This is a genomic window from Niastella koreensis GR20-10 (assembly GCF_000246855.1).
Classification (GTDB): domain Bacteria; phylum Bacteroidota; class Bacteroidia; order Chitinophagales; family Chitinophagaceae; genus Niastella; species Niastella koreensis.
On sequence record NC_016609.1, the window covers coordinates 1,339,891 to 1,365,068 of the forward strand.

General features: G+C 45.7%; 14 protein-coding genes. 8 read left to right on the top strand and 6 right to left on the bottom strand.

Features of this window, described 5'->3' with window-relative positions:
* Positions 1-147 precede the first annotated feature (147 nt).
* Positions 148-1,059 carry a hypothetical protein gene (locus tag NIAKO_RS05425; RefSeq protein ID WP_014217392.1) on the top strand — a complete coding sequence of 304 codons (912 nt, stop codon included), beginning with the start codon at positions 148-150 and terminating at the stop codon, positions 1,057-1,059.
* Positions 1,060-1,288: 229 nt separating this feature from the next.
* Here the strand turns inward: NIAKO_RS05425 and NIAKO_RS05430 are convergent, their stop codons facing one another.
* A complete protein-coding gene (locus tag NIAKO_RS05430) occupies positions 1,289-1,915 on the bottom strand; it encodes an NAD(P)H-dependent oxidoreductase (RefSeq protein ID WP_014217393.1) in 627 nt (208 codons plus the stop codon).
* A 100-nt stretch (positions 1,916-2,015) separates the two neighbouring features.
* Between NIAKO_RS05430 and NIAKO_RS05435 the strand changes: the two genes are divergently transcribed.
* Entirely contained in the window at positions 2,016-2,936 is a 921-nt protein-coding gene (locus tag NIAKO_RS05435) for a LysR family transcriptional regulator (RefSeq protein ID WP_014217394.1), read from the top strand.
* Between the two features lie 210 nt (positions 2,937-3,146).
* Here the strand turns inward: NIAKO_RS05435 and NIAKO_RS05445 are convergent, their stop codons facing one another.
* Positions 3,147-3,695 carry a DNA-3-methyladenine glycosylase I gene (locus tag NIAKO_RS05445; protein ID WP_014217395.1) on the bottom strand — a complete coding sequence of 183 codons (549 nt, stop codon included), beginning with the start codon at positions 3,693-3,695 and terminating at the stop codon, positions 3,147-3,149.
* Positions 3,696-3,842: 147 nt separating this feature from the next.
* Positions 3,843-4,460, bottom strand: coding sequence for a DUF7151 family protein (locus tag NIAKO_RS05450; RefSeq protein ID WP_014217396.1), 618 nt, complete (start codon positions 4,458-4,460; stop codon positions 3,843-3,845).
* Positions 4,461-4,704: 244 nt separating this feature from the next.
* Between NIAKO_RS05450 and dusB the strand changes: the two genes are divergently transcribed.
* On the top strand, positions 4,705-5,742 hold the full coding sequence (gene dusB / locus NIAKO_RS05455; RefSeq protein WP_014217397.1) for a tRNA dihydrouridine synthase DusB: 1,038 nt from the start codon (positions 4,705-4,707) through the stop codon (positions 5,740-5,742).
* Here the strand turns inward: dusB and NIAKO_RS05460 are convergent.
* Positions 5,737-8,124 (bottom strand): GAF domain-containing protein, encoded by a 2,388-nt coding sequence (locus NIAKO_RS05460; protein WP_014217398.1) that lies wholly within the window; start codon positions 8,122-8,124, stop codon positions 5,737-5,739. The genes dusB and NIAKO_RS05460 overlap by 6 nt on opposite strands.
* A 104-nt stretch (positions 8,125-8,228) precedes the next feature.
* Positions 8,229-10,772 carry a phosphocholine-specific phospholipase C gene (locus NIAKO_RS05465; RefSeq protein ID WP_014217399.1) on the bottom strand — a complete coding sequence of 848 codons (2,544 nt, stop codon included), beginning with the start codon at positions 10,770-10,772 and terminating at the stop codon, positions 8,229-8,231.
* 177 nt (positions 10,773-10,949) lie between these two features.
* On the opposite strand from NIAKO_RS05465, the gene NIAKO_RS05470 reads away from it, so the two are divergent.
* The 5 genes from NIAKO_RS05470 (at position 10,950) to NIAKO_RS05490 (ending at position 24,168) form a co-directional block, all read left to right on the top strand.
* On the top strand, positions 10,950-12,875 hold the full coding sequence (locus tag NIAKO_RS05470; protein ID WP_014217400.1) for a T9SS C-terminal target domain-containing protein: 1,926 nt from the start codon (positions 10,950-10,952) through the stop codon (positions 12,873-12,875).
* A gap of 65 nt (positions 12,876-12,940) precedes the next feature.
* Positions 12,941-13,972 (top strand): PorP/SprF family type IX secretion system membrane protein, encoded by a 1,032-nt coding sequence (locus NIAKO_RS05475; RefSeq protein ID WP_014217401.1) that lies wholly within the window; start codon positions 12,941-12,943, stop codon positions 13,970-13,972.
* Positions 13,973-14,125: 153 nt separating this feature from the next.
* The gene (locus NIAKO_RS05480) at positions 14,126-16,654 is read left to right on the top strand and encodes a hypothetical protein (RefSeq protein ID WP_133055315.1); all 2,529 of its coding nucleotides are present in this window, start codon (positions 14,126-14,128) and stop codon (positions 16,652-16,654) included.
* Between the two features lie 4 nt (positions 16,655-16,658).
* The gene (locus NIAKO_RS05485) at positions 16,659-21,185 is read left to right on the top strand and encodes a TonB-dependent receptor plug domain-containing protein (RefSeq protein WP_014217403.1); all 4,527 of its coding nucleotides are present in this window, start codon (positions 16,659-16,661) and stop codon (positions 21,183-21,185) included.
* An 82-nt stretch (positions 21,186-21,267) separates the two neighbouring features.
* The gene (locus NIAKO_RS05490) at positions 21,268-24,168 is read left to right on the top strand and encodes a CshA/CshB family fibrillar adhesin-related protein (RefSeq protein ID WP_014217404.1); all 2,901 of its coding nucleotides are present in this window, start codon (positions 21,268-21,270) and stop codon (positions 24,166-24,168) included.
* 45 nt (positions 24,169-24,213) lie between these two features.
* Here NIAKO_RS05490 and NIAKO_RS05495 read toward each other — a convergent pair whose 3' ends face one another.
* The gene (locus tag NIAKO_RS05495; RefSeq protein WP_041346385.1) at positions 24,214-24,963 is read right to left on the bottom strand and encodes a lipocalin family protein; all 750 of its coding nucleotides are present in this window, start codon (positions 24,961-24,963) and stop codon (positions 24,214-24,216) included.
* Positions 24,964-25,178 lie beyond the last annotated feature (215 nt).

Below are 25,178 nucleotides of genomic sequence, written 5' to 3' on the forward strand. Positions count from 1 at the left end.
GGGTCGTCAAAAATAAATACTATTTACGTATATCCATACCGGATAAAAAAGTTAAATTTAGAATAAGGCGTATTATTCATTCCGGAATTATTTCTTCCCCTTTAATCCGGCTCTGCTTTCATTTACACCAATCTAAATTTCTTTTTTATGAACCGATTAAACCTTACAACAGTAGTTGTGATCCTGGTAACGATTGCAGCCTGTAAAAAAAATGTTACTGCAGATAAAATTGCATTGGCCGCTAAAACCAGCCATGCGGTGGAAGAGTGTCAGCCTGTTATGTACAACCTGGTGGTTGATTCTGCTTCCGGCTTCTCCTATATTTTTAAAGTAGCGGGTTCGCCCGGCGCCGGCCCTATCTCCGTTACGCCCTATGTGGTAAGTGGCACCAACCAGTTGAAAGACTGCAGTGGTAATCCCATTTTGCGCGCCAGTGGGTTGTCGTACGATCCTGCAACCGGTGTCTTTTGGGGTACTACCGGCGCTACGGGGTCTGTACCAAATGCCATTTTAAAATTTATCGATCCTAATTGTGTAACCATAGTTTCTCTCCCCAACCCGTGTGGTCTTGTGCTTGATGTAAGCGATATAGAAAGGGACCAGACCTCAGGTGTGTTTTATGCTATCAACCGGGGAACGGTAGCGCCTAATAACCGGATCGTTAAACTGGGGGTGGCCGGTTCCTTTGCCGCTAATTGTTTACCTAATCCTTTGCCCGTGGGGCTGCGTGCACGTGGTTTAACTTTTAACTGCAACGGTCAGTTATACGTGATGCATACCAGCGGATCTTCGGGTACAATTGTATTTGTTGATAAAGTTACAGGCCTGAATGGCGCCACCTACCCATACCCGGGGCCAATCACTTCTTCGGCATCGGTGCCTGTGCCCGAGCTGGGTTTACATTTCGACTGTGGCTGTATCGGGCGTTTTATCACGGGTAGTTTTAATCCCACCGGGGCTCCGCTTATGACGGATGGCATGCCATCGGGATTGGGCACGCCTGTTTACAATGCCGTACTGGGTGGCCTGAAACCTACGGTTGATTTTGCCCGTCCTTAATTAGCGGAGGAATGATCCCGGAATGAAGGCCCGCCGAAGATTGCTTCGGCGGGTTTGTTTATTACTGTATTTTATCTAACTCCTGATTGATTAAACCTCAATTCGTCACTGCTTAATGAAAGCTCCATTGCTGCGGCCGTGAGCAAACCTCTTTCCATGGGACTGTAAACGATAATGCCGGTGTTGGTCTCCTGTCGCCCAATTTCCTGTATTCCATTTTAAAAACTAATTAATTATGTTGGTTTACTAACTCATGTTTGGTGGTTGTTTTAAATACCTGACTTAAGTGCGCACGATACTTCTTCATGTCGCGATCGATATTGGCGTTCTTTTCTATGTCGTGGAAATGAAAACTTGTCAGCGGTTTCATGCCGGTAAAAGCGTTCATCCGGTGGAACCCAAACAAGGGGCCTTCATCGACACTGTGTTCATTAAAGAATTCTCCAGGTAAAGTAAAGGCTGTCTCCGGTGCATTCCAACTGGTGGTAAGCATGTAATGTCTACCGTGCAGCATGCCGCCTGTTCCATAATTGATTTTGGGATTTTCTGCTTTACGTCCGTCGCTATGATAGATGCCTTTGTTATGACCGGCCGTAAATACTTCGTCGATGTATTTTTTGAATCCATGTGGTACCTGGAACCACCAGATGGGCGTGTGATAAATGATTACATCGGCCCAAACGAATTTCTCTACTTCTTCTTTGGGAACATATCCTTCAGCAATGTTTGTTTGTTTAATTTGCACTTGCTCCTGATCATCGAAAAAAGTAAGTGTTTCCGCTGTTACGGTTTGATTGAACCGTCCGCCTGAATGACCAAAATGTTGTCCTGCGTTTATGATTAAGATCTTTTTCATTCTCCTTCTATTTTTATTGACAGGGCAAAATTAGACCAGCCCCTGGTATTATAGAAATAAGATGATTTATACCTTTGTATCATAAAAATAATAGTTGATTATGGTTAACCTGGAATGGTACAGGACCTTTAAAGCGATCTATAGAACCGGAACGTTAACCGGCGCGGCGGATGCGCTGTTTATTTCACAGCCGGGTGTCAGCTTACATTTGAGTTCGCTGGAAACGTATGTGGGGTATAAACTATTCGATCGTACAGGGCGTAAAATGATCCCTACCGAGCGGGGTAAGGTATTGTACAATGCTATTGCTGATGCACTGACAAAACTGGAAGATGTGGAGATGAATTTTCAACGGTCGATAGAAAAGCATACGCCTACCATTAGTGTAGGCATGTGTTTTGAAACCTTCCAGATAACGCTGGAGCAGTATGTTTCAAAACTTCCATTTAACCTCATCATCAGTTTTGGCGAGTATCCGGAGATGTTGGACCAGCTGGATAAAGGCATTCTTGATCTGATCATCACGCCTAAAAAAGGAGTTTCAGGAACCATAGAACATGAAGCCTTTTCGTCGGAGAACATTGTGCTGGTAGGCGGCAAGGATGTAGATCTGGATGCATTCAGGAAAGTGCATAAAACCAAAAACAGGGATAAAACAGAGCAGTGGTTAAAACAACAAAAATGGTATGGGACCACCGGTGATATGGAGCATCTGTTTAGCTTCTGGACGTTGAATTTTGGCAAGAAGCCTGCCTTTCGGCCGAATTATATTGTACCGAACCTGAACTCTATTGTACGGTGTTTAAGCGGCGGTACAGGCCTGGCCGTGATCCCGGATTTTCTTTGTTATACGGAAATTGAAAGCGGCCAGATAAAACTGATCTGGGAAGGAGATAAGAAAGTGAAGAATACGCTTTATTTTGGTACAAGAAAGAAAACCACGCACCAGGAAGAAATTGATCATATCAAAGTGTTGTTCCGGCAGGTGATGGGAAAGATCAATCAGGGGAAACGTAAATAATAAGCAATGGACCCAATGATTTTCCCACCGGCTTGCTCCACCTTATTCATCACGGTGTCAATTGAGGGACTTGCATTAATATAGATCATGGTGCCATTGGCAGAGGGGTTGTTCTTAGCTGGATGTTCGTTTGTGCGTCTATCTTTTTTAGCTTTCCCATGGGATAAAAATTTGCGTGTAAAGAACTGTAAATGCAAATTTTTTGCCCGGCTATTTCTTAGCCCACAACGGCTTCTTTTTCAGTACTGTGTTATAAACGGGACAACCGGGGGCGTGGGCCCCGGGCAGGTAACCGGTACTCATTAAAAATTCATTTACTATTTCCCCACCGGTGAATTTGAATGTTTTTTTAAACAGCTTTACCCATTCCTCTTTTGTTTTGGGATGGTGTTGCTGGAGCCAGGTCTCAAATGAACCAAATTCTTTCTGGAGCGTTAGAATGGCTTTGGCATTTTCTATGGCGGCATTTACTTTTAGTTTATTGCGGATAATGCCGGCATCATTCAACAGGCGTTCCCGGTCAGATTCTTTGTACGCTGCTACCTTCTTTATGCTGAAATTGCTATAGGCTTTGCGGAAGCTTGCTTCTTTTTTCAGGATGGTTTCCCAGCTTAAACCTGCCTGGTTGATCTCCATGATCAAGCGGCCAAACAATTCATCATCATCGTGAATAGGAAAGCCATAATGATTATCATGATAATGTTTATGCAGGCTGCGCCTGGGTTCTTCCATGGAAGGGATTACGCTGCAATACGACATGTGGGTAGATTATTAATGCCTAAAGGTATTGATAATGCCTGGTAATTTTTGTAGCCAAACTGGTTTTAGTTGTAGTCTGGTTGACGGGCAAAAAAATAGACTATCCGGGTGGGAATAGTCTATGTAAACTAAGAAACCGCCGAAAAATTATTTCTTATATAAATTGAGCATCGGTTTTCTAAAAGTTACGCCTGTTCCATCTTTTTCAGTTCTCAACCTGCAATTTAATTTTATAGGTCCTTTGGGCAGATCATTTAAAAAATTAACTGTTGTGCTATACAAGCTATCGCTCTTTGTACTGGTGGTTGAAAGTATGGCGTTTTTTATAACTTTGTTATTTGTTTGATCGTATAATTCAACAAACGCTTTCACTCCCTCCATGTTTGAATATAAATATGCGCTAAATGAAATGGAATCTGCGGGGTAATTACTGATATCAAAATTAGCAATGGCTACTCTTGGCCACATACTTCCAGAAGCATTATTGGACAAATACCCATAATCCTGACCTGGAAAATAGATGATCGTCTCTTTTTCGTCTATTCCTTTGCAAACGTATTCCGTTTGCTGAATTTCGTTACTGTCTAAAATGTTGTTGCTATTTTGATCAACCCCCGAAATGATCTTATATCCTCCGTACTTGCAATATGCACCAATAGATTCAGGTATTTGAACTGTCAGGGAATTTTTTTCGACCTCTTTTTTGCATCCATAAAAAATAACAATGGCCAGAGCGATGAGAAAAAAAAGTGATTTAGTCTTCATTATTACGGTTTTCGAACAGTGCTTTAAATAGGGCCGTAAGTTATAATAAACACAGATCAGCTATGGATGAATTTGATAGACGTGCTGTTTAGACGTAAAACCGTGCATTTTTGCCAATAACTGTGCAACAGAAAATTGTTTAGTTGCGGGCGCTGTTTTAGTAGTAATGGAAAATTATTACAGAAATGATAAATAAGGCGCCTGATTTTGCTTCCCCGGCTTTTTGTCGCAATTTTGCACCCGAATGTTGCAGATAGGTAATATACAACTCCCTGATTTCCCGTTGTTACTGGCGCCCATGGAAGATGTGAGCGATCCGCCGTTCCGGGTGGTTTGTAAAGCAAACGGGGCCGACCTGGTGTTTACTGAATTTATTTCCAGTGAAGGCCTCATCCGTGATGCCATCCGTTGCCGCCGCAAGCTGGATATTTTTGATGAGGAACGGCCCACCGGTATTCAGCTGTTTGGGGGCGATGAGGAGCGACTGGCCATGGCCGCAAAGATCGTGGATGTTACGCAACCCGAGCTGCTGGATATTAATTTCGGCTGCCCGGTTAAAGGGATCGTTGCCCAGGGCGCCGGCGCCGGCGTTTTGCGCGATGTTGACCTGATGGTGCGACTGACGGAAGCCTGTGTAAAATCAACCAACCTGCCGGTTACGGTGAAAACCCGCCTGGGTTGGGATGACAATACCAAAAACATTGAAGAGGTGGCTGAGCGGTTACAGGATGTGGGTATTAAAGCTCTTACCATTCATGGCCGTACGCGTTGCCAGTTGTACAAAGGCGAGGCCGACTGGAGCCTTATTGCCAAAATAAAGAACAATCCACGTATTCATATTCCCATTTTTGGGAACGGAGATATTAATAGTCCGCAAAAAGCGCTTGAATATAAGGACCGCTATGGCGTTGATGGTATCATGATCGGGCGGGCGGTTATCGGGTATCCCTGGCTGTTCAGGGAGATCCGGCACTACCTGCAAACAGGTGAATTATTACCGGCGCCTACAGTTGTAGAACGTGTTGAAGTTTGTAAACATCAGTTGCGTAAATCGGTGCAATGGAAAGGACCCATCGCCGGCATCTATTCCATGCGGGGGCATTACCTGAGGTACCTCAAAGGCTTACCTGGCGTTAAAGAATTCCGCACTCAGTTGATGACGCTCACCGAGCCCGAAGCCATCATGGCCGTGCTGGATGACATCCTGGTTCGTTATGAGGGATTCGTCATGGAAAGAACACCGATTGAAATGGTGAACTATCATGAGAATTGTCCCTTATAAGTCCAAATTAATATCTACCCGTAAAGCTTTTAACCCGCTTACACCCTGTAATTCTTCCAGCTCCAGGAACTCTATACCTGGCTGTAATAATCTTTTATTTTGCAGGAACAGGATGTATTCCTGGTATTCTTCGGCTTCTTTGGGGTTACTGTATACCATAGCTATCTTTCCCGGTTGTGTTAGTCTTTCCTGGGTACCGCGAATATGCACTTTATCGAGGCGTTTCTTCATGATCTCATAACGAATGTTATAAGAACCTTCCACATCAAACCGCCGTTCATCGCGGCGGAAACTGATGCTCATGGGCTGACTGTGGATCAAGATCAATTGTGTTGTTTGCAATGGAATGGGCAGGGTTGGCTGCATGGCATGGATCATCTGCGCTATTTCGGCCATGGAGGTTAATTGGAATAACTGGATGTTTTTCAGGAATAACATATTGAACGGATGGTGCGGCGCAATGGACTGCCCGATGTAGATCGTGTATTCAACGCCGTCTGTGCGATACCGTTCAAAGTAATGGGGGTACGACTGCTGCATAATGGCTTCCTGCTGTTGAAAGGTGTGTAATACCGCATTGTTGATGGTGCTGAGGGATAACTCATAGTCGTTCCGGTTGCGGTATAAAAATCCACTGAAGTCATTCACCTGGTTAAAGTAATTATTGATGATGTCCTGCGTTTGAGGATGGCTGCCTTTCAGGTGCTTTAACACGGTGTGTACTTCATTGTTAAAGAACTCGGTAATGCGCACTTCATCTTCGGCTGTAACTCCCTGTGCAATGGCCTGCCGGTAATTGAAATTCTTGAATTTTAATCCTTCCAGCAAAGGCAGTGGGAAGCGGGCCTGCAACAGGTCGAACGTTTCATCAACCAGGGTAATGTGTTCCATCAGGTCTTTCTGAAGGGCGCGGCTGCGTTCAACTGAGGAGTTACGAATGTCGATGGCGCCGTATAACGGATAAACGTTATCGAAGACCACGTTACCCGATACAGGCGCTTCTTTATATTGTTCTTTGTGCATATACTCCCAGGCCACCTCTGCAAATTTCCATTCAACCGCCGGCTGCAACGCGGTGAACTTTTCCTTGATGATCTTTTCAATGCGATAGGTAAAGGTATCGCGGTTCTTCAGCAACGCCAGCGAGATCAATGGCATGGCTTTCTCTACCCGGTTCATTACATCCTGGTCTAACTGGTTGGGAATGGACGATGCCAGTTCCAGCATACCCAGTAAGCCGTCGTTATTTTGGATGGGATAAATGATATAACTTCTTATGCCCGCATCGAGCAATACCTGGGTAAACGGCGCTACCTGCACTATTTTTTCATCCACTATAGAAATAGGCATGGGTGCGGGATGTTCGCTAAAGAATTCAATGCACATCTGGTAGGTGGTGAGGCTGTTTGTATCGGTCGATCTCCAGTTTCTGCCCAGGATGCCATGTTTGGTGCAGGTTTCGTCGAGCACAAACCGGTTATTGAGTTGTAAAAAAGGCGTTAAGCCTACTTCCACTTCGTTGAGCCCAACCAACGCCTGAATGTTGGCTTTGAGATCGTTGATGATGCCGGTGTCGCAGGCTTCCTGCCGCAATAAAATACGTTTAATATTATCCAGTGATTCCTGGATAGTGAAATCTTCGGCTATCCATACCCCAAAACCTTCTACCTCAAACAGCTCGAGCGGCATTTTTTCCAATTGCTGTTCAAGGTCCAGGATGCGCAGGGTATTTAAACAAACGGCGCAATCCTTTATCTGAGGCAACTCACCTTTAGCTGTAATATCAATGAACCGCCGGTCGTAACGCAGTTTGTAATAGCGTTTCATGCCGGTGGTTTTATCTTCTACCGGATAAATGAGAAACGGCGCCTCATTCAATTTTATATTATAGAATTTATCGAGGATGTGTTCATACATAAGTGAACACTGTGCCTGTTTCAGGTAATCTTCCGTTGCGTCCTCAGGCAACAGAAAATATTCTTCCCTTTCATCGATAAACAATTTCCTGAACGGGGTAGAATAGTTGAAGATGGAAAACTCGTAAGGCACACTCATGGTGAACATGTTTTTTTCATGTTCACTAACAACAGGGAAAAGCGTGGTGCCTAACATGTCGAGCAGGTCGTGGTGCTCATCCAGGATATGTGAGTCGATAACCGGCTGCAACAAGGCAGGTGTTTCTTCAAATCTTTCTATGAGGTAATTGTATATTCTTGACCTGGTATTGGAGCCTTCATGTAATTTTTCTTTTAAATAATTTACAAATGGGCGGAAGGAGATCTTGCTATCGATAGACAGGCTGTTATCAACACGTTCTCTGTTTGCTGCAAGGATGTTCACTTTGTTAACAGAGCCTATGGCAGGAGCAATCATTTCCGGCATAACGGAGTATTTAGCAGTGAGTAAAATTATTGGATGCTTATAAAGTTACTAATTAACCACTGCTATAATACTGACCGCCGTCACTGTTTTGCCCTGCTGTACCGTTATACAACCCTGCCCATAAACGGATCTGTTTTGGTAGGCTGGCCAATTTCCACCCGGCCGGCATACCTTCTTTCAAACACCGCATTGCCTTTTTGCTTCACGGTAAAGTCGTACCAGCCAAAGGTTTTGGCCGTTTCAATCACAAACCCCATGGGTTTTTTGGGCAGGGCGTGTACAAATACAGACCTGGCCGGTGTTTTATAGGCGTTGTCAATAATTTCATACTCAACCGGTTTGTTATTATTAACCCCAATGCTAATCATAATATTGCCGGTATATTCTTCGTATTGGTCGTTGGTGATTTCGTATTCACCGTATACGGATACATACCTGGGATCCTGCTGGTTGCCTTTAAATTCCCTGAAGAAGCCATTGGGGCCATACACCTGCAGATGATAGGTATTGTTTTCAAAATCGCTCAGCTTCCATTCAGTTGTTATTTCCTGCCCTGGTTCCACCGCATAGTTCGAGTGGTGCATTACCTGCAGCTGGTAGCCCGGTGCATAGATCTGAAAAGGCGCCCCAGCCGATTGCTCTTTAAATATTTTATTATCTGCTCTAAGTCTTACGGTTAATGTACCGTTGTCCTGATAGTCCAGGTAACAATCGGCATACAATTCATAAGGAAGGGCGCAGGCATCTCGAATGCCTTTTTCCTGTTGCGGCATCAGTGGTGAATCCCAGGGCGCCTTGTTGATGGCGGCTATTTCTTCAGCAGTTAATTTTTTATAATTAGCGGGCAGTTGACGGAACTGTGCTTTGTGAATGCCTTCTATAAATTCATCTCTTTCGAGGAAGGTTGGCAACGTGATCTTTTCACCATTATACGGTCTGAACACCGAAGTAAGATCGCCACACACGGTGCGCCGCCATTTGGAAATATTGGGCTCTTCTATCTTTTTGCCGGTTTTATGCGTTAAGAACGCTTCGAGGAACTGAATAGAAGATGTATGATCGAACACTTCTGAATTTACCCAGCCACCGCGGCTCCAGGGCGAGGCTATCACCATCGGCACGCGATAACCCAGGCCAATGGAACTTTCCCGGGCCTGCTCTTTTATGGATTGCTGGTCTTTATCTGCCACGTAATCAACCCCGGTGTCGATACCGGTTGAGGTTGACCCCGTTGACGTTTTATGCGGATGTGGCGCTACAAAAGGCGGCACGTGATCATAATAGCCATCGTTTTCATCGTAGGTGAGTATAAAGATGGTTTTCTTCCACACCTCGGGGTTTTGCGTCAGGATGTCCAGCACTTCACTGATGTACCAGATGCCGAACCAGGCTGAGGAAGGATGGTCGGAGAAGTTCTCGGGCGCCACCAGCCACGATACGGTGGGCAGGGCACCGTTCTTTACATCTTCCCTGAACTGATGCAATACATCGCCTTTTGGCGCTTTCATTTGCCGTTCTGTATCGCCGTCTTTATAGGTAATGTCGGTAAGCTGGTGATAGTCGGGATCTTTTGTATTGGTATCGAAGGCTTTTGTATGCAGGGCTTTTTCCCAGGCGGTAAGGCGCAGGTAATTTTCCCGGGTGTATTTTTTCTGATCGGTCTGTATGTCGAACAGTTGTTTTTTGATTTCGTCCAGTCTTTTCTTTGTTTTCTCAATTTCCGCAGTGGCTGCACCGGCGGGTAGTGACTGTAACAGCGCTTCTGTTTTTTTGATCTCTTCTGCCGTGGCGGCTGCCGCTTTGGGCAGATTGTCGATGTATGCCGGATGAAATTTTACATTGTATTGGGTGAAGTATTCCAGTGGGTTGTCGCCAAAGTTGGCCAGCCAGCTGTCTTCTTCGCCGGTAAACCCAACGCCTACGCTCAACTCGTTCTGGTACACTTTCCAGGATATGTCATTTCTTTCTAATCTTTCGGGAAAGGTGGTCCAGTTCACCATTGTATTATAATCAGCATCCTCGTTCCATACACAGGCCGGGGCTTTTTCGTCCTGGAAACTCCTGATGGTACCGCTCCAGAAAAACAGGCGGTTGGGGGTGGTGCCGGTAAGGGATGAACAAAAGTGCTGGTCACAAACCGTGAAGGCATCGGCCAGGGAATAATAAAACGGAATGTCTTCCCGGGTATGAAAACCCATGGTCAACGGCATGGCGCGGTAATCTTTATTGCCTGAATGTTTAGACTCAAGCCATTTATCATAGTGTCCGTTGTTGCGGGCATCTACCTGGTTGGCCCAGGAGTGGGGCAGGGAGCTCATCCAGGTGGCTTTGGTATTGTGAATATCCAGGCGGAAAGGGGCGTAGGTTTCTCCTTCCTTGTTTGATTGCAGCCATACCAGATTTTTATTGGGCAACCGGATAGCCCGCGGATCATTAAAGCCCCGTACGCCCTGCAAAGAGCCATAGGCGTGATCGAACGACCGGTTCTCCTGCATCAGGAAAACGATGTGCTCGGCGTCTTTCCAGGTGCTACCTGCCTCGGGATCAATGGCCAGTGCTTTGGCTAATGAGGCTGGTAACAATTGCATAAGGCCGGCGCCACCTGTGAGTAAGGATGCTTTTTTAAGGAATTCTCTGCGGGTATCCATAGTTTTTGTGATTGGTTAGTACCTGATAAAAATAAAGGGAAATGTCATTCCACCTTTTGAAAGTATGCAAAATTAAACAGATGTTAATAAAGGAGTGAGGCTGCTGAAAATAATTGCACAGTATTTGCAAAGCATAAACAAGTCCCCGACCTGCCGTTAATTCGTTAACCTACACCTATGAAGGGGATCTTTACTTTATTATTGTCTGTACTGCTATTTCATCAGCTGGTAAACGGCCAGGCCGGTACCTGTCCCGCCAATATTGATTTTGAAGCAGGCTCACTGCAAAACTGGACTTGTTACATTGGCACCACCAGTGTTCAAAATAATCAAAATGTAATTACGGTCTCTCCTTCATCGCCAATTACTGGCAGGCATACCCTATATGCGAAAGGCGCTGCAACTGTGGTTGACCCATATGGGTTATTTCCCGTGAACCCGCCCGATGGCAGTAGTTATGCGGTACGGTTGGGAAATAATATTAATGGATCAGAAGCGGAGCGCATCACCTACGAATTTACGGTTCCCACCAATGCCAATGACGCTACGTTTACTTACCGGTATGCAGTCGTGTTCCAGGACCCCGGACATAACCCGGATGAACAGCCCCGGTTTATTGCCCGCATTCTCGACGTGGCAACCAATAGTTATCTGCCCTGCGCCAGCAACGAATATATTGCCACGGCCTCGCTGCCGGGCTTCCAGGTTTCTACGGTTGACGCCTCGGTGAAATTCAAGCCCTGGTCGTCGGTTTTTATCAATCTGGGCATGTATGGCGGCAAACGCTTACGGGTGGAATTTACTACGGCCGATTGCACCAAAGGCGCTCATTGGGGCTATGCTTATGTAGATGTGGGGGATTGCAACATTACGGCTTTGGCGCATTATGAATGTAACCCCAATATTGCCAGCTTTTATGGCCCGGGCGGTTTCCAGGATTATAAATGGTATGATGATAATTTCAGCACCCTGCTGGGTACAGGGGATACCCTGGTGTTGAACCCTGCTCCCAAGATCAATAATGTAAATGTAGTGGTGATTCCCTATAACGGGTTTGGTTGCAGCGATACGCTGCAGGCATCTATTTATCCCATTCTGCCGCTGGCGAATGCCGGTCCTGATACAGTAGTTTGTCCCGGTCATCCGGTAACGCTTGGTTCGCCGGCCGCACCGGGTTTTACCTATGCCTGGTCGCCCACCATTTTTTTATCTGATTCGCTAAGCGCCCAAACGGTAAGCACGCCACCCAGGCCTGCCTCTTATGTTGTTACCGTTACCAGTGTTGAAAGCGGTTGCATTGACAAAGACACGATGAATATTACCGTTTTTCAACCGATAGCTATAACCGTATCGCCCGATCAAACGATTTGTGAAGGACAAATGGTAAATCTGCAGGCGCAGGGGAGCGCCGTACAATACTACTGGTCGCCGGGCGCAGGGTTAAGCCGGAGCAATATTCCTAACCCGGTGGCCGCACCGAAAAAAACTACTACATACCAGGTTGTTGGGTTTGATGGCCATCAGTGTTTTACCGATACCGGGTTAATAAAAGTGTTGGTAAACCCCAATCCTAAAGTAGATGTGGGACCAGATGTAACAAAAGCTACCGGCAGCACCTATACTTTTTCCCCTGTTACGCAAAATGGGCCTATTATCGCCTGGCAATGGACGCCTGCCGATGACCTTAGCTGTACTGACTGTAATACACCAGTAGCAACTATTAAAAAGAACCGGACCTACCTGGCAAAAGTCACCAATGAGTTCGGGTGCGTGGGTACAGATTCAATGAACATAAAGCCATTTTGTGAAAGCGCCCAGGTGTTTATCCCGAACGCCTTCACACCCGATGGGGACGGGCTGAATGATGTACTGATGGTGCGGGGTAAAGGCATTGCGCTGGTGCGTTCGTTCCGCATCTTTTCGCGATGGGGCGAGCTGGTTTTTGAAAAAACAAACTTTCAACCCAATGATCCTGCTTTTGGCTGGGATGGAAAAATAAGAGGGGTTACCGGCCCGGCTGAAGTATATGTGTATATAGCCGATGTGGTGTGCGATAATGATTTGGTGAATACGTATAAGGGGAATGTGACGCTTTTACGCTGAACGCTTAAGGCGAATACAGAACTCTGAACCTGGAACTCTGAACTTGGAACTTTGAACTAATTTGTATGCATAGAACTTTACTACTTTATTTTATTGGCTGCTTTTTTATTCCTGCTTTAGTAAAGGGACAGGACATTCACTTCTCCCAGTTCTATGAGTTTCCGTTGTTGCGCAACCCGGCGTTGGCGGGGATCTTCTCTGGCAATTTTCGCTTTACGGGTGCTTATCGCAATCAATGGCAAAGCGTAACGGTTCCTTACAGAACTATGGCTTTAAGCGGGGAATGTAAAATGTTGCGGGGTTTTAATACCGGCGATTTTATTACCCTGGGTGTGCAGGCCACCAATGATGTGGCGGGGGATTCAAAACTGCAACGCACGCAGATATTGCCTGTAATTAATTATCACAAACTGCTGAATGAAGATAAAACCACTTTTATTTCCCTGGCCTTTATGGGTGGCCCCGTGAGCGAACGTTTTGATGTTACCAAATTGCGCTTCGATGATCAATACGTGAATGGCGCCTATAGTATGTCGAATGCTACGCGGCAACAATTCAGTAATACCGGTTTTTCGTATTGGGACGCTTCTGTAGGTGTTAGTTTTAAAACAAGTGTTTCTGAAAATGTAAATGTATATGTAGGGGGCGGGTTGTTTCATCTTGCTGAACCGAAGATCGCTTTTACCGAAGCATATGATGTACGGTTAAACAGAAAATGGGGTTTGAATGCCGGGCTCTCGGCCTGGATGAATAAAATGGATAAGCTGGTTTTTTATGCGGATTGTTTTATGCAGGGCGGCAACCGGATGTTCCAGGGCGGCGGATTGTTTACCCATAGTTTTGATGAAACCGGCGAAGATGGAACGTTGTCTATTGCCTTAGGTGGAGCGCTTCGCTGGAAAGATGCTTTTATTCCCATCATAAAATTATATACCCATCAATTAGGTATTGGGCTTAGCTACGATGTAAACATCAGCAAACTCACCACCGCTTCCCAGTTCAGAGGTGGTTTTGAATTGTCGTTATCTTATATCGGGTTATGGCAGCGGCTGGCGGAGAGTCTGGAGAAAGTCGAATGTCCTATTAGAATATGGTAATGGAGTTGACCCGTTGACGGGTTGACAAGTTAACAGGTTGAATATTATCGCGAGCCTTTCACGTTTCACGTTTGCTCCTTTGATCTGCAGAAAAAATTTATTTCCACTTGTGTAATTCAAACAACCGTTGCATCTTGTTACAAATAACTGTACGTGAAACCACTGCTGATGGTATTGCTGCTGCCTGCGTTTGCTTATTCGCAGGAAGTAAAACCTGTCATTTCAAATGACTATCTGACATTGATCCGGTCGGATAGCTCGCAAATAAAGCATTTTTGGCCCGATACAAGCACCAGCATCAGGCTGTCTCACCAATTATTTTACCAGGATTATTATAAATTCCGGGTCCGCAAGATCACGGTGAGGCGGGGTGTTATGGACATTCACCCATATGGCTCGAAGTCGATTTGGTTTGGCGGCCAGTTTAATACCGGGGTAGAAATAAAACGTGTTAATCAGTTGCCGGCGCTGCAAACTCAATTTGTGCAGGGGCGATCGCAAAACGGCGCATTGGTTTGGCGCGGGGCCGAAACGGGGGAGCCGTTTAGTTATGGTCCCGCTTTACATACGCTGGAATATGATGGCAGCAATTATGCGTATGATAAAAATGGTAAACTGGTAGCGGCGGGTACAGGTAACGGCCAGGCGGCCAGCAGCTATCCCAATAATATTTTCAGAACCGCATCTATGTTTTCACAATCGCTTCGCCTGCAGGGACAATACCGGGTTAACGGTGATCCCAGATTAAGTGCGGGTTTGAAGATGGGACAGTCAACAGAAAATACTTTTATCCGGAATAATAAGAACACTTCCCGCAATTTGACAGCCACCCTGGAATTTAGAAAGAAATGGACGAGCCTTTCAGGAATGTATACTTTATTGCGTGATGAATTTTCAAACCCCAATCGCAATGGTTTTTTAAACCGCGTTTACCAGGATGCCTTGTTGACCCCGGTGAGTTTTGACAATGCGCACAATGCATCACCTAATGCGCCACAAGCCTATAGCACAGTTGCTGATAACCCTGATTACCTGCTTGCCAATAACGGGAATCGCTTTGTACAAACACATCAAACGGTCAGTTTGATGCTGGAACGAAAAGGACGCAGATTTAATTATAAGATCACCCAGTCCATGGAGCATTTAAATCAGCAGCGCCGCGAAGGATATTTGCCGGGCAGTGCTTTTTTCCCTGCTGGTATAAGCATGGCTCGCAATAAAAAAGACCGCAATTACCTGCTGGATGGGAATGCTTCATTCGATATTCCTTTCTATAATTCTGATTTTACGGGTTCTGTAAAGGTCCATTATAGTTATAGGGACAGCCGGTCGGGGATTGATTACAGTATTCCTACGACATATAGTTATCAGCGTTCCGCACACGATGCCTCCCTGTCGTACATAAATGAATACCGCGGAGACCAGTTGAATGCAGGTGTTAACCTTGGCAGCAAGCTTTATGCTTCCAATACCACCATTGCCGATAACTATTTTCTTCCGAATGCTGCTGCTTATATAAGATGGGAAGACATACCCGGCCTGGACTATTGGTATGTAAAGATCAGTGGAACTTATAACCGCTTTAATAATGAATTGCCCGTTAGCCGGTCTTTTTCGCAAAACAGTTTACTGCAATACACCACCCAACAGGCGTATCAGTTTTTCCCGGTGATGGAAGTGAGCAGTTTCGACAAATTGAATGCAGTCCGGCATACAGAATACACCGGCCTGCTGGAGTTTAGTTACAACTACAAGTTTACCTTATATGGTGAGTTGTTCAACCGGAAAACAATGGATGATATTTTTCCGGTATTATCAAATGGAAACCTGGTTTTACAGAATATTGCCGGTCACCGCAACAAAGGTTTTGAACTGGGGGCTACCTTCAGTCATCATCAAGGTGATTTTTCTACCTATAATACCCTGTCGTATGTTACCTACAACAGCAGGATCACTGATGTAAAGGCCGGGTATGACGGCACACCTATGGCCGGGTTTGCCAATATACATACTGCTATTATAAAAGGAACAGCGCTGGGCAGTATTGTAGGAACAGATTATCAACGGGACGCCAGTAACCAGGTCATGATCGGCAAAGATGGTTTTCCGCTGGTGAACCCAACGCCGCAGGTGATTGGTAATCCCATCCCTGCTTTTACCATGAAAATGGCCAATACGGTTAACTGGAAAAAGCTGTCACTCGATCTGCTCTGGGAATGGAAAAAAGGCGGACAAATGTGGAACGGTACGCAGGCGGTACTGGATTATTATGGCAGGTCGGCCGGTTCAGCGGCCCTGCGGCAAACTACCGGTTACGTGTTTAACGGCGTACTGGAAGATAAACAACCCAATACCATTCCCGTTTCGTTTTATGATGTAAATGTACCCGTTGAACAAAACCGCTGGACCCGTTACGGACACAGCGGGGTAGGGTCTGCATATATTCAAAAGGCTGATGTGTTGCGACTGAATACAGTGAACCTCTCGTTTAAACAAAGGCTTAAAAAGTATTCGCAGCAACTGGCCATCTCGGTATATGCTCATAACCTCATTCTGTATACACCATACAAAGGGGCCGATCCCAACCAGCTGTTATATGATCAACCGAATGCGGCCGGTCTCGACTACTTCAATCTCCCTTCGGTAAAATCCTTTGGTTGTAACATTTCCATTCAATTCTAACAACATGAGAAAAGCAATAAATACCTGTCTGCTGATTTTGATGCTGATTGGTGTGTATCCGTTTTGTACAATGGGGCAAACAATAGATTATGTGAGCAATAAGGAAAAAGTGTATGTGCAAACCAGCCATGTGTTTTTTAAACCGGGTGAAACCCTGTTTTTCAAGCTCTATGTGGTGAATGCCAATTCTCAGCTTCCTTCCTTTTTGAGTAATGTGGTGTATGCAGACATCATTGGCCCTTCGGGCAACCTGGTGCAGAAAATAAGTTATGGTGTGGAGAACGGCTACGCCGAAGGTTCATTTCAGTTTAGTGAGGAGGCAGCCGGTGGGGTATATAAGTTAAGAGCTTACACTACCTGGATGCGGAATGAAAATGAAGCTACCTTTTTTACAAAAGAGATCACCGTGTTGAAAGTGATAGCGCCCCGTTTGCTGATGAAGCTCGATTTCCCGGAGAAAGGCTATGGGCCCGGTGATGAGGTAAAAGCCGATTTTAGCATACGTGACCTCAATGACCAGCCTGTGCGCAACCATGCTGCTGCTTATAAGGTATCCATTGGCGGAGAAGTGGTTCAAACCAATACCTTTCAAACCAGTGAGGAAGGTAAAGCGCAATTGCGTTTTATGCTTCCCAAGGCGTTGAACACTGCCGATGGTTTATTAAACATTACCATTGAATATGATGCCAATAGGGAATCCATTTCAAGAAGCATTCCCATTGTGCTCAATAAGATCGATCTGCAGTTTATGCCTGAGGGTGGTACCCTGGTACAGGGGATTGCCACCCAGGTAGCCTTTAAAGCAATAAACGAACATGGCAAACCGGTTGATGTAAAAGGAACAGTGATCAATAGCCGTGGAAATAAAGTCACTGATTTTGAAAGCCTGCGTTTTGGCATGGGTAAGTTTGCCTTTACGCCCCGGCAAAATGAAACCTATACCGCCCATATCAGTGCGCCGGCAAATATTACCCAAACATTTTCATTACCGCATGCATTGGCCCAGGGCAGTGTAATGAATATTGCGGCAGTAACGAAAGGAGAATTGTTGGTGAAATTATCTGCTACCGGAAAGCAGGTAGTTGCCATTACCGGACAAACAAAGAACACTACTTACTTCTCCCGGAAAATGGAGTTGCAGCCAGGTGTAAACGACATAACAATCGACATCAGTAAATTCCCTGCCGGCATAGCGCGGTTTACCTTATTTACAGCTGACTCCATACCGGTAGCAGAACGCCTGGTATTCCTGAATGAACAAAAGAATCTACAGGTAAGCATTACCACCGATAAACCCATTTACCTGCCGCGGCAACTGGTATCGTTAACTATAAAGAGCCTCGATGAAAAAGGCAACCCGGTTCCATCGAATTTGTCGCTGGCGGTACTGGATGATAAACTGTGGTCATTTGCCGATGACAAACAGGACCATATTCTTTCCTGGTTGCTGATGAGCTCCGAACTGAATGGAAAGATTGAGGAACCCGATTTTTATTTTAAGAAAGAGGAGCCCACTGCCCGGCCTGCGCTTGACCTGGTAATGCTTACCAATGGTTATCGCTATTTTGATTATACCAGCGATGTGAAAGCAAAGGGGAAATTAGCTTTTGCGCCCGATCAACCTTATGCGATCAGCGGCACAGTGTTAAATGCACAACAAAAGCCGGTAAAGGCTACCGTATACCTGGTGCAAACCCAAACGGGTGGTAAAGCTGTTCAATACAAAACAGGAGAAGACGGAACTTTTGTATTTAACCAGGTAATACCTAACAGCAGATATTATTTGTTTGCCCGTGCGGCGGTTAAAAAAGAAAAAGTGACCATACTGGTAATACAAAATGGCGTTGGGTACGATCCTGATAACAAGAGCCTGGATAACCAACTGTCATTTGTAATAGATGGTAAACAGGGTGCTATGCCTGAAGAGCAAAAATTGCAGGCAAAACCACAACCTGTTAAGGTGCTGCAAAATGCTTTTGACTTTGATAACATGGATACCAATTTGGACGATGTTATTGTTGTAGGATATGGCGGTACACTTAAAAAGAACAGCACGGGCAGCATTGTTTCGGTAAAACCAATTGAAATTACCCCGAATAATATTACCCAGACCCTGCAAGGCAGGGTAGGAGGGTTGTACATTGAAAAAAATGCAAACCCGATGTCCGACGGAAAAATAATGATCAGGGGTTCCCGTTCGCTGACTAATGCCAGTGAGCCGTTGATTGTGGTAGATGGTGTGCCAATGGAAGGTTACCGGCTAAATGCGCTCGCAGCAGCAGATATTGAATCGATCACGGTATCGAAAGATGCAGCTGCTGTAGCGCTTTATGGAAGCCGTGCCGCCTATGGGGCAATTGTTGTTGTAACCAAAACGCTCCGCACGGCCGGCTGGCGGATCAATTTGCCTGCGAAATATTATTATGCTACCGAAGCGGTGCAAACCGGCAACGGCCCCGCGTTTACGGTAGCCCGCCGGTTTTATGCGCCTGAATATGTATTAACCGAGCCACAGGAGCGAAACGATTTCAGGGAAACGATTTACTGGAACCCGGTGATACAAACTGATAGAACGGGTACTGCCCGGGTGGAGTTCTATAATTCTGATGCAGCCACTACTTTCAGGGCCATTGCCGAAGGCATTGGCTATAATGGAAAAGCCGGCCGTGCCGAACACACCTATGTAACCAAAAATGCGCTGGCGGTTGATGCTAAAATTCCACCTTATTTAACAGTAGGAGATAAAGCACTTATTCCACTGGTAATAAAAAACAACCGCCCGCAGGAGGAGGAAGCGCGGGTGAGCCTGGTACTGCCGGCTAACATGCGTACTACTGACTTCACCAATACCATTACAGTACCGGCAGATAGTGCCCGCCAGTTGTTGATACCCGTTACTGCCACCGCTGCTACCGATGGTAAAATTCAGTTCATAGTAGAAACCAATCAGAAAACCGAAACGTTAACCTTACCCATTACAGCAGCGGAAAAGGGATTTCCGGTTGTGGAAACATTTTCAGGGAACCAATCGGGCAAACACGTCTTCAACGTAAACAAAGTAATTCCGGGTAGCGTATATGCAAAACTGAAACTGTTTAAAACGCTGGAAGGGCAGTTGCTTGATGGAATAGAATCAATGTTACGTGAACCTAATGGTTGTTTTGAACAAACTTCCTCTGCCACTTATCCAAACATTTTTGTATTGAAATACCTGCGTGAATCGGGGCGCTCGAATAAGGCTATTGAAAAGAAAGCACTTGATTATATTGATCAGGGGTATAAACGATTGATTGGGTTTGAAACCAAACAGAACGGGTTTGAATGGTTTGGCCATACTCTGCCGCATGAAGCATTAACTGCTTATGGGCTGATGGAGTTTACCGATATGCAGGAGTTTATCAATGTGGATAAACACATGCTGGAAAGGACGAAAAAATTCCTGCTCGGCCGGCGCGATGGCAAAGGCGGGTTCAGCTTATCAACCGGTGGGTACGACCGTTTTGCTTCCGTGCCTGATAAGATCGCGAATACCTACATTGTATATGCACTTACACAGGCGGGTTTGGGTAACGACATCAACCTGGAATATGAAACGGCTGTAAAAAAAGCGCTCGAAAGCAATGATGGGTATCAGTTAGCTATGATGGCGCTGTCCGCCTCGAATATGAAACGGGAAAAGGATCTTCAAATGCTGATGAACGCATTAAATACCAATTACCTGAAATCGGATCTTGCGGCTGAAACCAGTGTTGTAAATTCACGGGATGCCTCCCTTCGCGTGGAGACTGCCTCGTTGTATGCGCTGGCGCTGATGCGGCAGCCCTCACCCGATATGGGTATTTTGAACAATCTGATTGCAAGGATCCTGAAGGAAAAATCGTATTACGGGTACGGGTCTACCCAGGCCACGGTAATGGCGTTGCAGGCTATAGTTGCTTATTCAAAACTCATAGGCCGTTTAAGTGAAAATCCACAGATCACCTTTACGATGAATGATATCGACGTTAAAGGCGACAGTGCTTTGCCAGCCATTGTACAGGAAGGTAAAAACGTATTTAGCGTTCAATACCAGGAGAACGGCGGCATTCCTTACAACCTGCAGGTTTCGTATAATACCTTTACCCCACCCAATAGCGAAAAAGCCGAACTGAAGCTGTTTACTCAATTAGCGGCGGCTCAAACAAAGGTGGGCGAAACGGTTCGCATGGATATTTCGGTAACAAACAAGAAAAGCGGGTTGCAGCCGATGGCGGTGGCCAAGATCGGCATTCCCGCCGGCTTATCGGTTCAACCCTGGCAATTAAAGGATATCATGGAGAAGAACCAGGTAGCTTATTACGAGATCTTTGATAATTACCTGGTGTTATACTGGATGGGTTTTGCTCCCAATGAAACCAAAACCATAAAGCTGGACCTTAAAGCGGAAATACCGGGCACTTATAAGGGAAAAGCCAGTAATACCTGGTTGTACTACACCCCGGAACACAAGCACTGGAATGACGGGATAGAAGTGGAGGTGCTTGCAAAATAAATTTATAGATAATCCGTTTTGGGTATTAAGGCGCAGGGGGAATTTTACTATTTTGTTCCCGATTCCTTAATACCCCAAACTTGTGAAAAAGTTACCAGCCCTTTTAGCCTTTTGCCTGTATATACAATTTTCTTCATTTGGTCAATACGCTGATGTAGGAACCGGTGCATTGAAAAACGACATCTGGTGGTTCGATTGGGCCGGCATGAACCTTTCCGGCACCGCCTCAAAAACAGTTACTACTCCCGATGGATTAACAATAACATATACCTATAGCGCGCCCACAAATGTTCCAACGGCTATGATCATGAATACCTGGTCGGGCGCTGTATTGCATTTTTTATATGATTTCTCCAACCCGGCTATAAAACCGGCCCTGTATAATAGTCAAAGTGCTTTTACTTCACTGGGCTTTAATTTAAATGTACAGGTTACAAGAAATGGGGCTCCTGTGCCATTTACCTTTTTGGCAGTAGATGCGGAGGCCAGTACTACGGATGAGGTTACTACTTTTACGAGTAACAGAGGGGCCTGGCAAATGGTTGATTTTTTCCGGAACTCTTCACAAACAACCAACCCGGTAACCGGTTGCAACACCAATACGGTAAAACTGGCAGATACCTATGGTTATGCGGCGGCCACGGGACAAAATCCCGTTTTGGCGAGCGCTACCACTACCGGCGACATCACCGTAAGTACCCTGATGGACCACCGGGTAACTGGTGGTATGGCGGTTGCTTTTGGGATTATGGCGCCGGTTGACCGGGGTGATCTTCCTGCCTCTTATGGATACGTTTACCATGGATTGACATATAGCATATTAAATGGATGTAACTACCAGGCGCCCCTGCCTTCTGCCCCTAAATCACAAAGTTTAAAGTTGGGCGCCGTAGCCGGAGATGCTGATGGAACGCAAACCCTGGATGACAATGCCAGCGGTGTGGATGAAGATGCGTTAACAACCATTCCCGCTTATTTTAATAACGGCACCTACAGCTTAACGTTGCCACTTGGTAATACAACCGGAAGTGATGCCTGGCTTACCGGCTGGTTCGATTATAACCGCAATGGGGTTTTTGATGCCGGGGAATCGGTGACGGTCACCGTGCCCAATAATTCAACCACGGCTACCTTAACCTGGTCTGGTTTGCCAACCTGGCTGCCACCGGGCCCGGTTAGCGATTATGGCGTACGTTTACGGCTATCGTCAGACATGGCTGCCACGCAACAGGCAACCGGATTTGCAAAAGACGGCGAGGTGGAAGATTATTTAATCCCCGCTGCAATGCTTTGTAACATCAACATACAGTCGGCCAATGATACCACCGTATGTTCCGGGCTGCCTGTTCCTTTAACTACAACCGGCGTTCATGTTACCAGTTATAGCTGGAGCCCGGCTGTGTTTCTTAATGACGCCACTATTGCCAGCCCGGTTGCTAACCCAACCGGCAATACAACCTATACGGTTACCGGAAGTAATCCGCAAGGCTGTATGGCAAAAGATATGGTTGCCATCACGCTTTACCCGCCGCCTAATTTTATTGTTAGTCCGGTAAACGCTACCATTTGTGAAAATGATCAGGTGCAGTTGACCGCATCAGGCGGTGATAGCTACAGCTGGGTGGATGCCGGTAATGCGCCGGTAGGAAATACTCCTTCTGTAACAGTACAGCCCACTGTTACACAAACCTACCAGGTGCTTATAAAAGAGAATACCTGTAATAATTCCACTACCCGCAGCATTCCGGTAACCGTGAATGCGCTTCCTGTGCCAGTGATTTCCAAAACAAACGATATAGACTGCCACCTGGCGACGGCTACGCTGCATGCCGGCGGTGGCAACACTTATGTATGGGATGTGTCGCCGGATCTGAGCGTGCTCACTTCACCGGACCCTACAGCGATGCCGCAGCAAACCACTACCTATTTTGTAAAGGTCACCAGCAGCGCAGGCTGTTCTGCAAGAGGTTCCGTAACTGTGAACGTGGATAAGCAAAAACCGGTTATTGCCATCAATAATGATACTACCATTTGCGTGGGTACTGCTGTACAGTTAACAGCCAGTGCAGCAGGTACAGGTGTTTCTTATGCCTGGCTGCCGCAAACAGGGCTGAATAATAGTTTCATTGCTGCGCCGATAGCGCAGCCAACAGTGGCTACCAAATATGTGGTAACTGCAACGGCCGGTAATGGATGTATGGGTGAAGATTCAATAAAGATCGACTTTCATGCGCCGCCCAATTTTGTTGTAAGCCCGGCAAACAGTACCCTTTGCGTAAATGACAAGCTGCAACTAACAGCATCGGGTGGGGATGACTATAATTGGCTGGACGGCAGTAATGCGCCATTGGGAAATACCCCTTCTATCACCGTACAGCCAACTGTTACGCAAACCTACCAGGTGCTTATAAAAGAAAATACCTGTAATAGTTCCATTACCCGCAGCATTCCTGTAACTGTGAATGACCTTCCGGTACCGTCCATAACAAAATCAAATGATATAGATTGTTCTACCGGTAAGGCTACCCTGTATGTTACAGGTGGCATCAGCTATGAATGGGATGCAGCGCCTGGTATAGGAAATACTTTTTCTTCCAACCCGGTAGTAACACCTCAGCAAACCACCACCTATATTGTAACTGTAACCAATAATAAGGGATGTTCGGCAAGGGACTCTGTAAAGGTAGTAGCTGATTTCGCCAAAGCTATGAGCCCCTATCCCGTTCCCTCGGCCTTTACACCTAATAATGACGGCCGCAATGATTGTTTTGGATTGAAACAATGGGGACTGGTTACTCAATTGCAATTTCAGGTATTTGACAGATGGGGGCAACGGGTATTCGCTACCACTGATCCTGCGCAATGTTGGGATGGAACTTTTAAGGGCGAACCAATGCCTGCCGGCGGTTACGCTTATACTATAAAAGCAGTTACCCGCTGTGGCGCTGTGAACCGGACGGGAATGGTGATATTGGTGAGGTGAGTGGTGAAAGTGGGATTTTTTATAATTAGATTGGTTTGTTTAAGCTTATAATAATTTGGTAGAGAACTTCCAGAGTTCTTCGGTATATCCGCTGATGAGCACTAATTCGGTAGGGGTGATAGATTTAATATTCCAGATGCGTTGTTGGTTTTCGATGGTGACGATGATGGATTTATTATCGGGACCAAAAACCCATTTACCGCTTTCGGTAACTTTTAATGATTGGGCTTCATATACACCGTTGCTTTTAAAATAAGCATAGGCGCCTTTTATCAGTTTACTCGCCATCTTTAACTGCGCTTCTGAACGGCCAGGTACTTCACGACGTGTTAAGTACCATTTTTTGCTGATCTGTGTTTTGGTAGCAGCAACAGCCTTGATATCGGGAAGCGGTGTTTCAATGTTGTCTGATGGGGTAATGTTTGTTCTGGCCATAATGAAAGAACCCTCACCCAGGGTAAGGATTAACTTATTAGAGTCCAGGCCAACTATCTGTGATTCGTTTGAATTTCCTTTGTAAGAAGTGATCCTGACCTTGCTGGTAGCTTCATTCAGGCTCCATACGCCTTCGTCAACATTATTCATCACAAAAGCCTTGTAGTGATTATTAGCTTTGAAGTAAAAGGTCATGTTTCCAAAATACTCATTAGCGATTCTTAAAGTGGCAGTATCGTATCTGTGTTTATTGTAAACGTCAACATATTTCCATTTACCAACCAGGGAGTCAGTTTTCTGGGCTTCTACGGACAGTGATAAACCAATAGGAATTAGGAATAGGAATCTAAGTCTAGTCATGTTTGTGGTTTGTACGGTAGTTCCTGGCGCGTGCCCATCTCTGGACATATACCATAACGCATATTAGGGCCGGGTAATTGCACCTTTTAAAGTAAATTTTGCGGGGGAAGGTAACAACTTTATACCATCAGTGCAAGAGAATTGGAAAATGGATTCGATTTTCAACCTGCAAACAGCCATGGGGTTGAATTTCTAAAATAGGGAACGGCGTGAAT

What these genes read in the sequence shown, in the direction of transcription:
- NIAKO_RS05450 (WP_014217396.1), bottom strand. Translation starts at nt 4,460, where the DNA reads ATGAAGACTAAATCACTTTTTTTTCTCATCGCTCTGGCCATTGTTATT.
- NIAKO_RS05495 (WP_041346385.1), bottom strand. Translation starts at nt 24,963, where the DNA reads ATGACTAGACTTAGATTCCTATTCCTAATTCCTATTGGTTTATCACTG.
- NIAKO_RS05425 (WP_014217392.1), top strand. Translation starts at nt 148, where the DNA reads ATGAACCGATTAAACCTTACAACAGTAGTTGTGATCCTGGTAACGATT.
- NIAKO_RS05470 (WP_014217400.1), top strand. Translation starts at nt 10,950, where the DNA reads ATGAAGGGGATCTTTACTTTATTATTGTCTGTACTGCTATTTCATCAG.
- dusB (WP_014217397.1), top strand. Translation starts at nt 4,705, where the DNA reads ATGTTGCAGATAGGTAATATACAACTCCCTGATTTCCCGTTGTTACTG.
- NIAKO_RS05445 (WP_014217395.1), bottom strand. Translation starts at nt 3,695, where the DNA reads ATGTCGTATTGCAGCGTAATCCCTTCCATGGAAGAACCCAGGCGCAGC.
- NIAKO_RS05435 (WP_014217394.1), top strand. Translation starts at nt 2,016, where the DNA reads ATGGTTAACCTGGAATGGTACAGGACCTTTAAAGCGATCTATAGAACC.
- NIAKO_RS05465 (WP_014217399.1), bottom strand. Translation starts at nt 10,772, where the DNA reads ATGGATACCCGCAGAGAATTCCTTAAAAAAGCATCCTTACTCACAGGT.
- NIAKO_RS05430 (WP_014217393.1), bottom strand. Translation starts at nt 1,915, where the DNA reads ATGAAAAAGATCTTAATCATAAACGCAGGACAACATTTTGGTCATTCA.
- NIAKO_RS05475 (WP_014217401.1), top strand. Translation starts at nt 12,941, where the DNA reads ATGCATAGAACTTTACTACTTTATTTTATTGGCTGCTTTTTTATTCCT.
- NIAKO_RS05485 (WP_014217403.1), top strand. Translation starts at nt 16,659, where the DNA reads ATGAGAAAAGCAATAAATACCTGTCTGCTGATTTTGATGCTGATTGGT.
- NIAKO_RS05460 (WP_014217398.1), bottom strand. Translation starts at nt 8,124, where the DNA reads ATGCCGGAAATGATTGCTCCTGCCATAGGCTCTGTTAACAAAGTGAAC.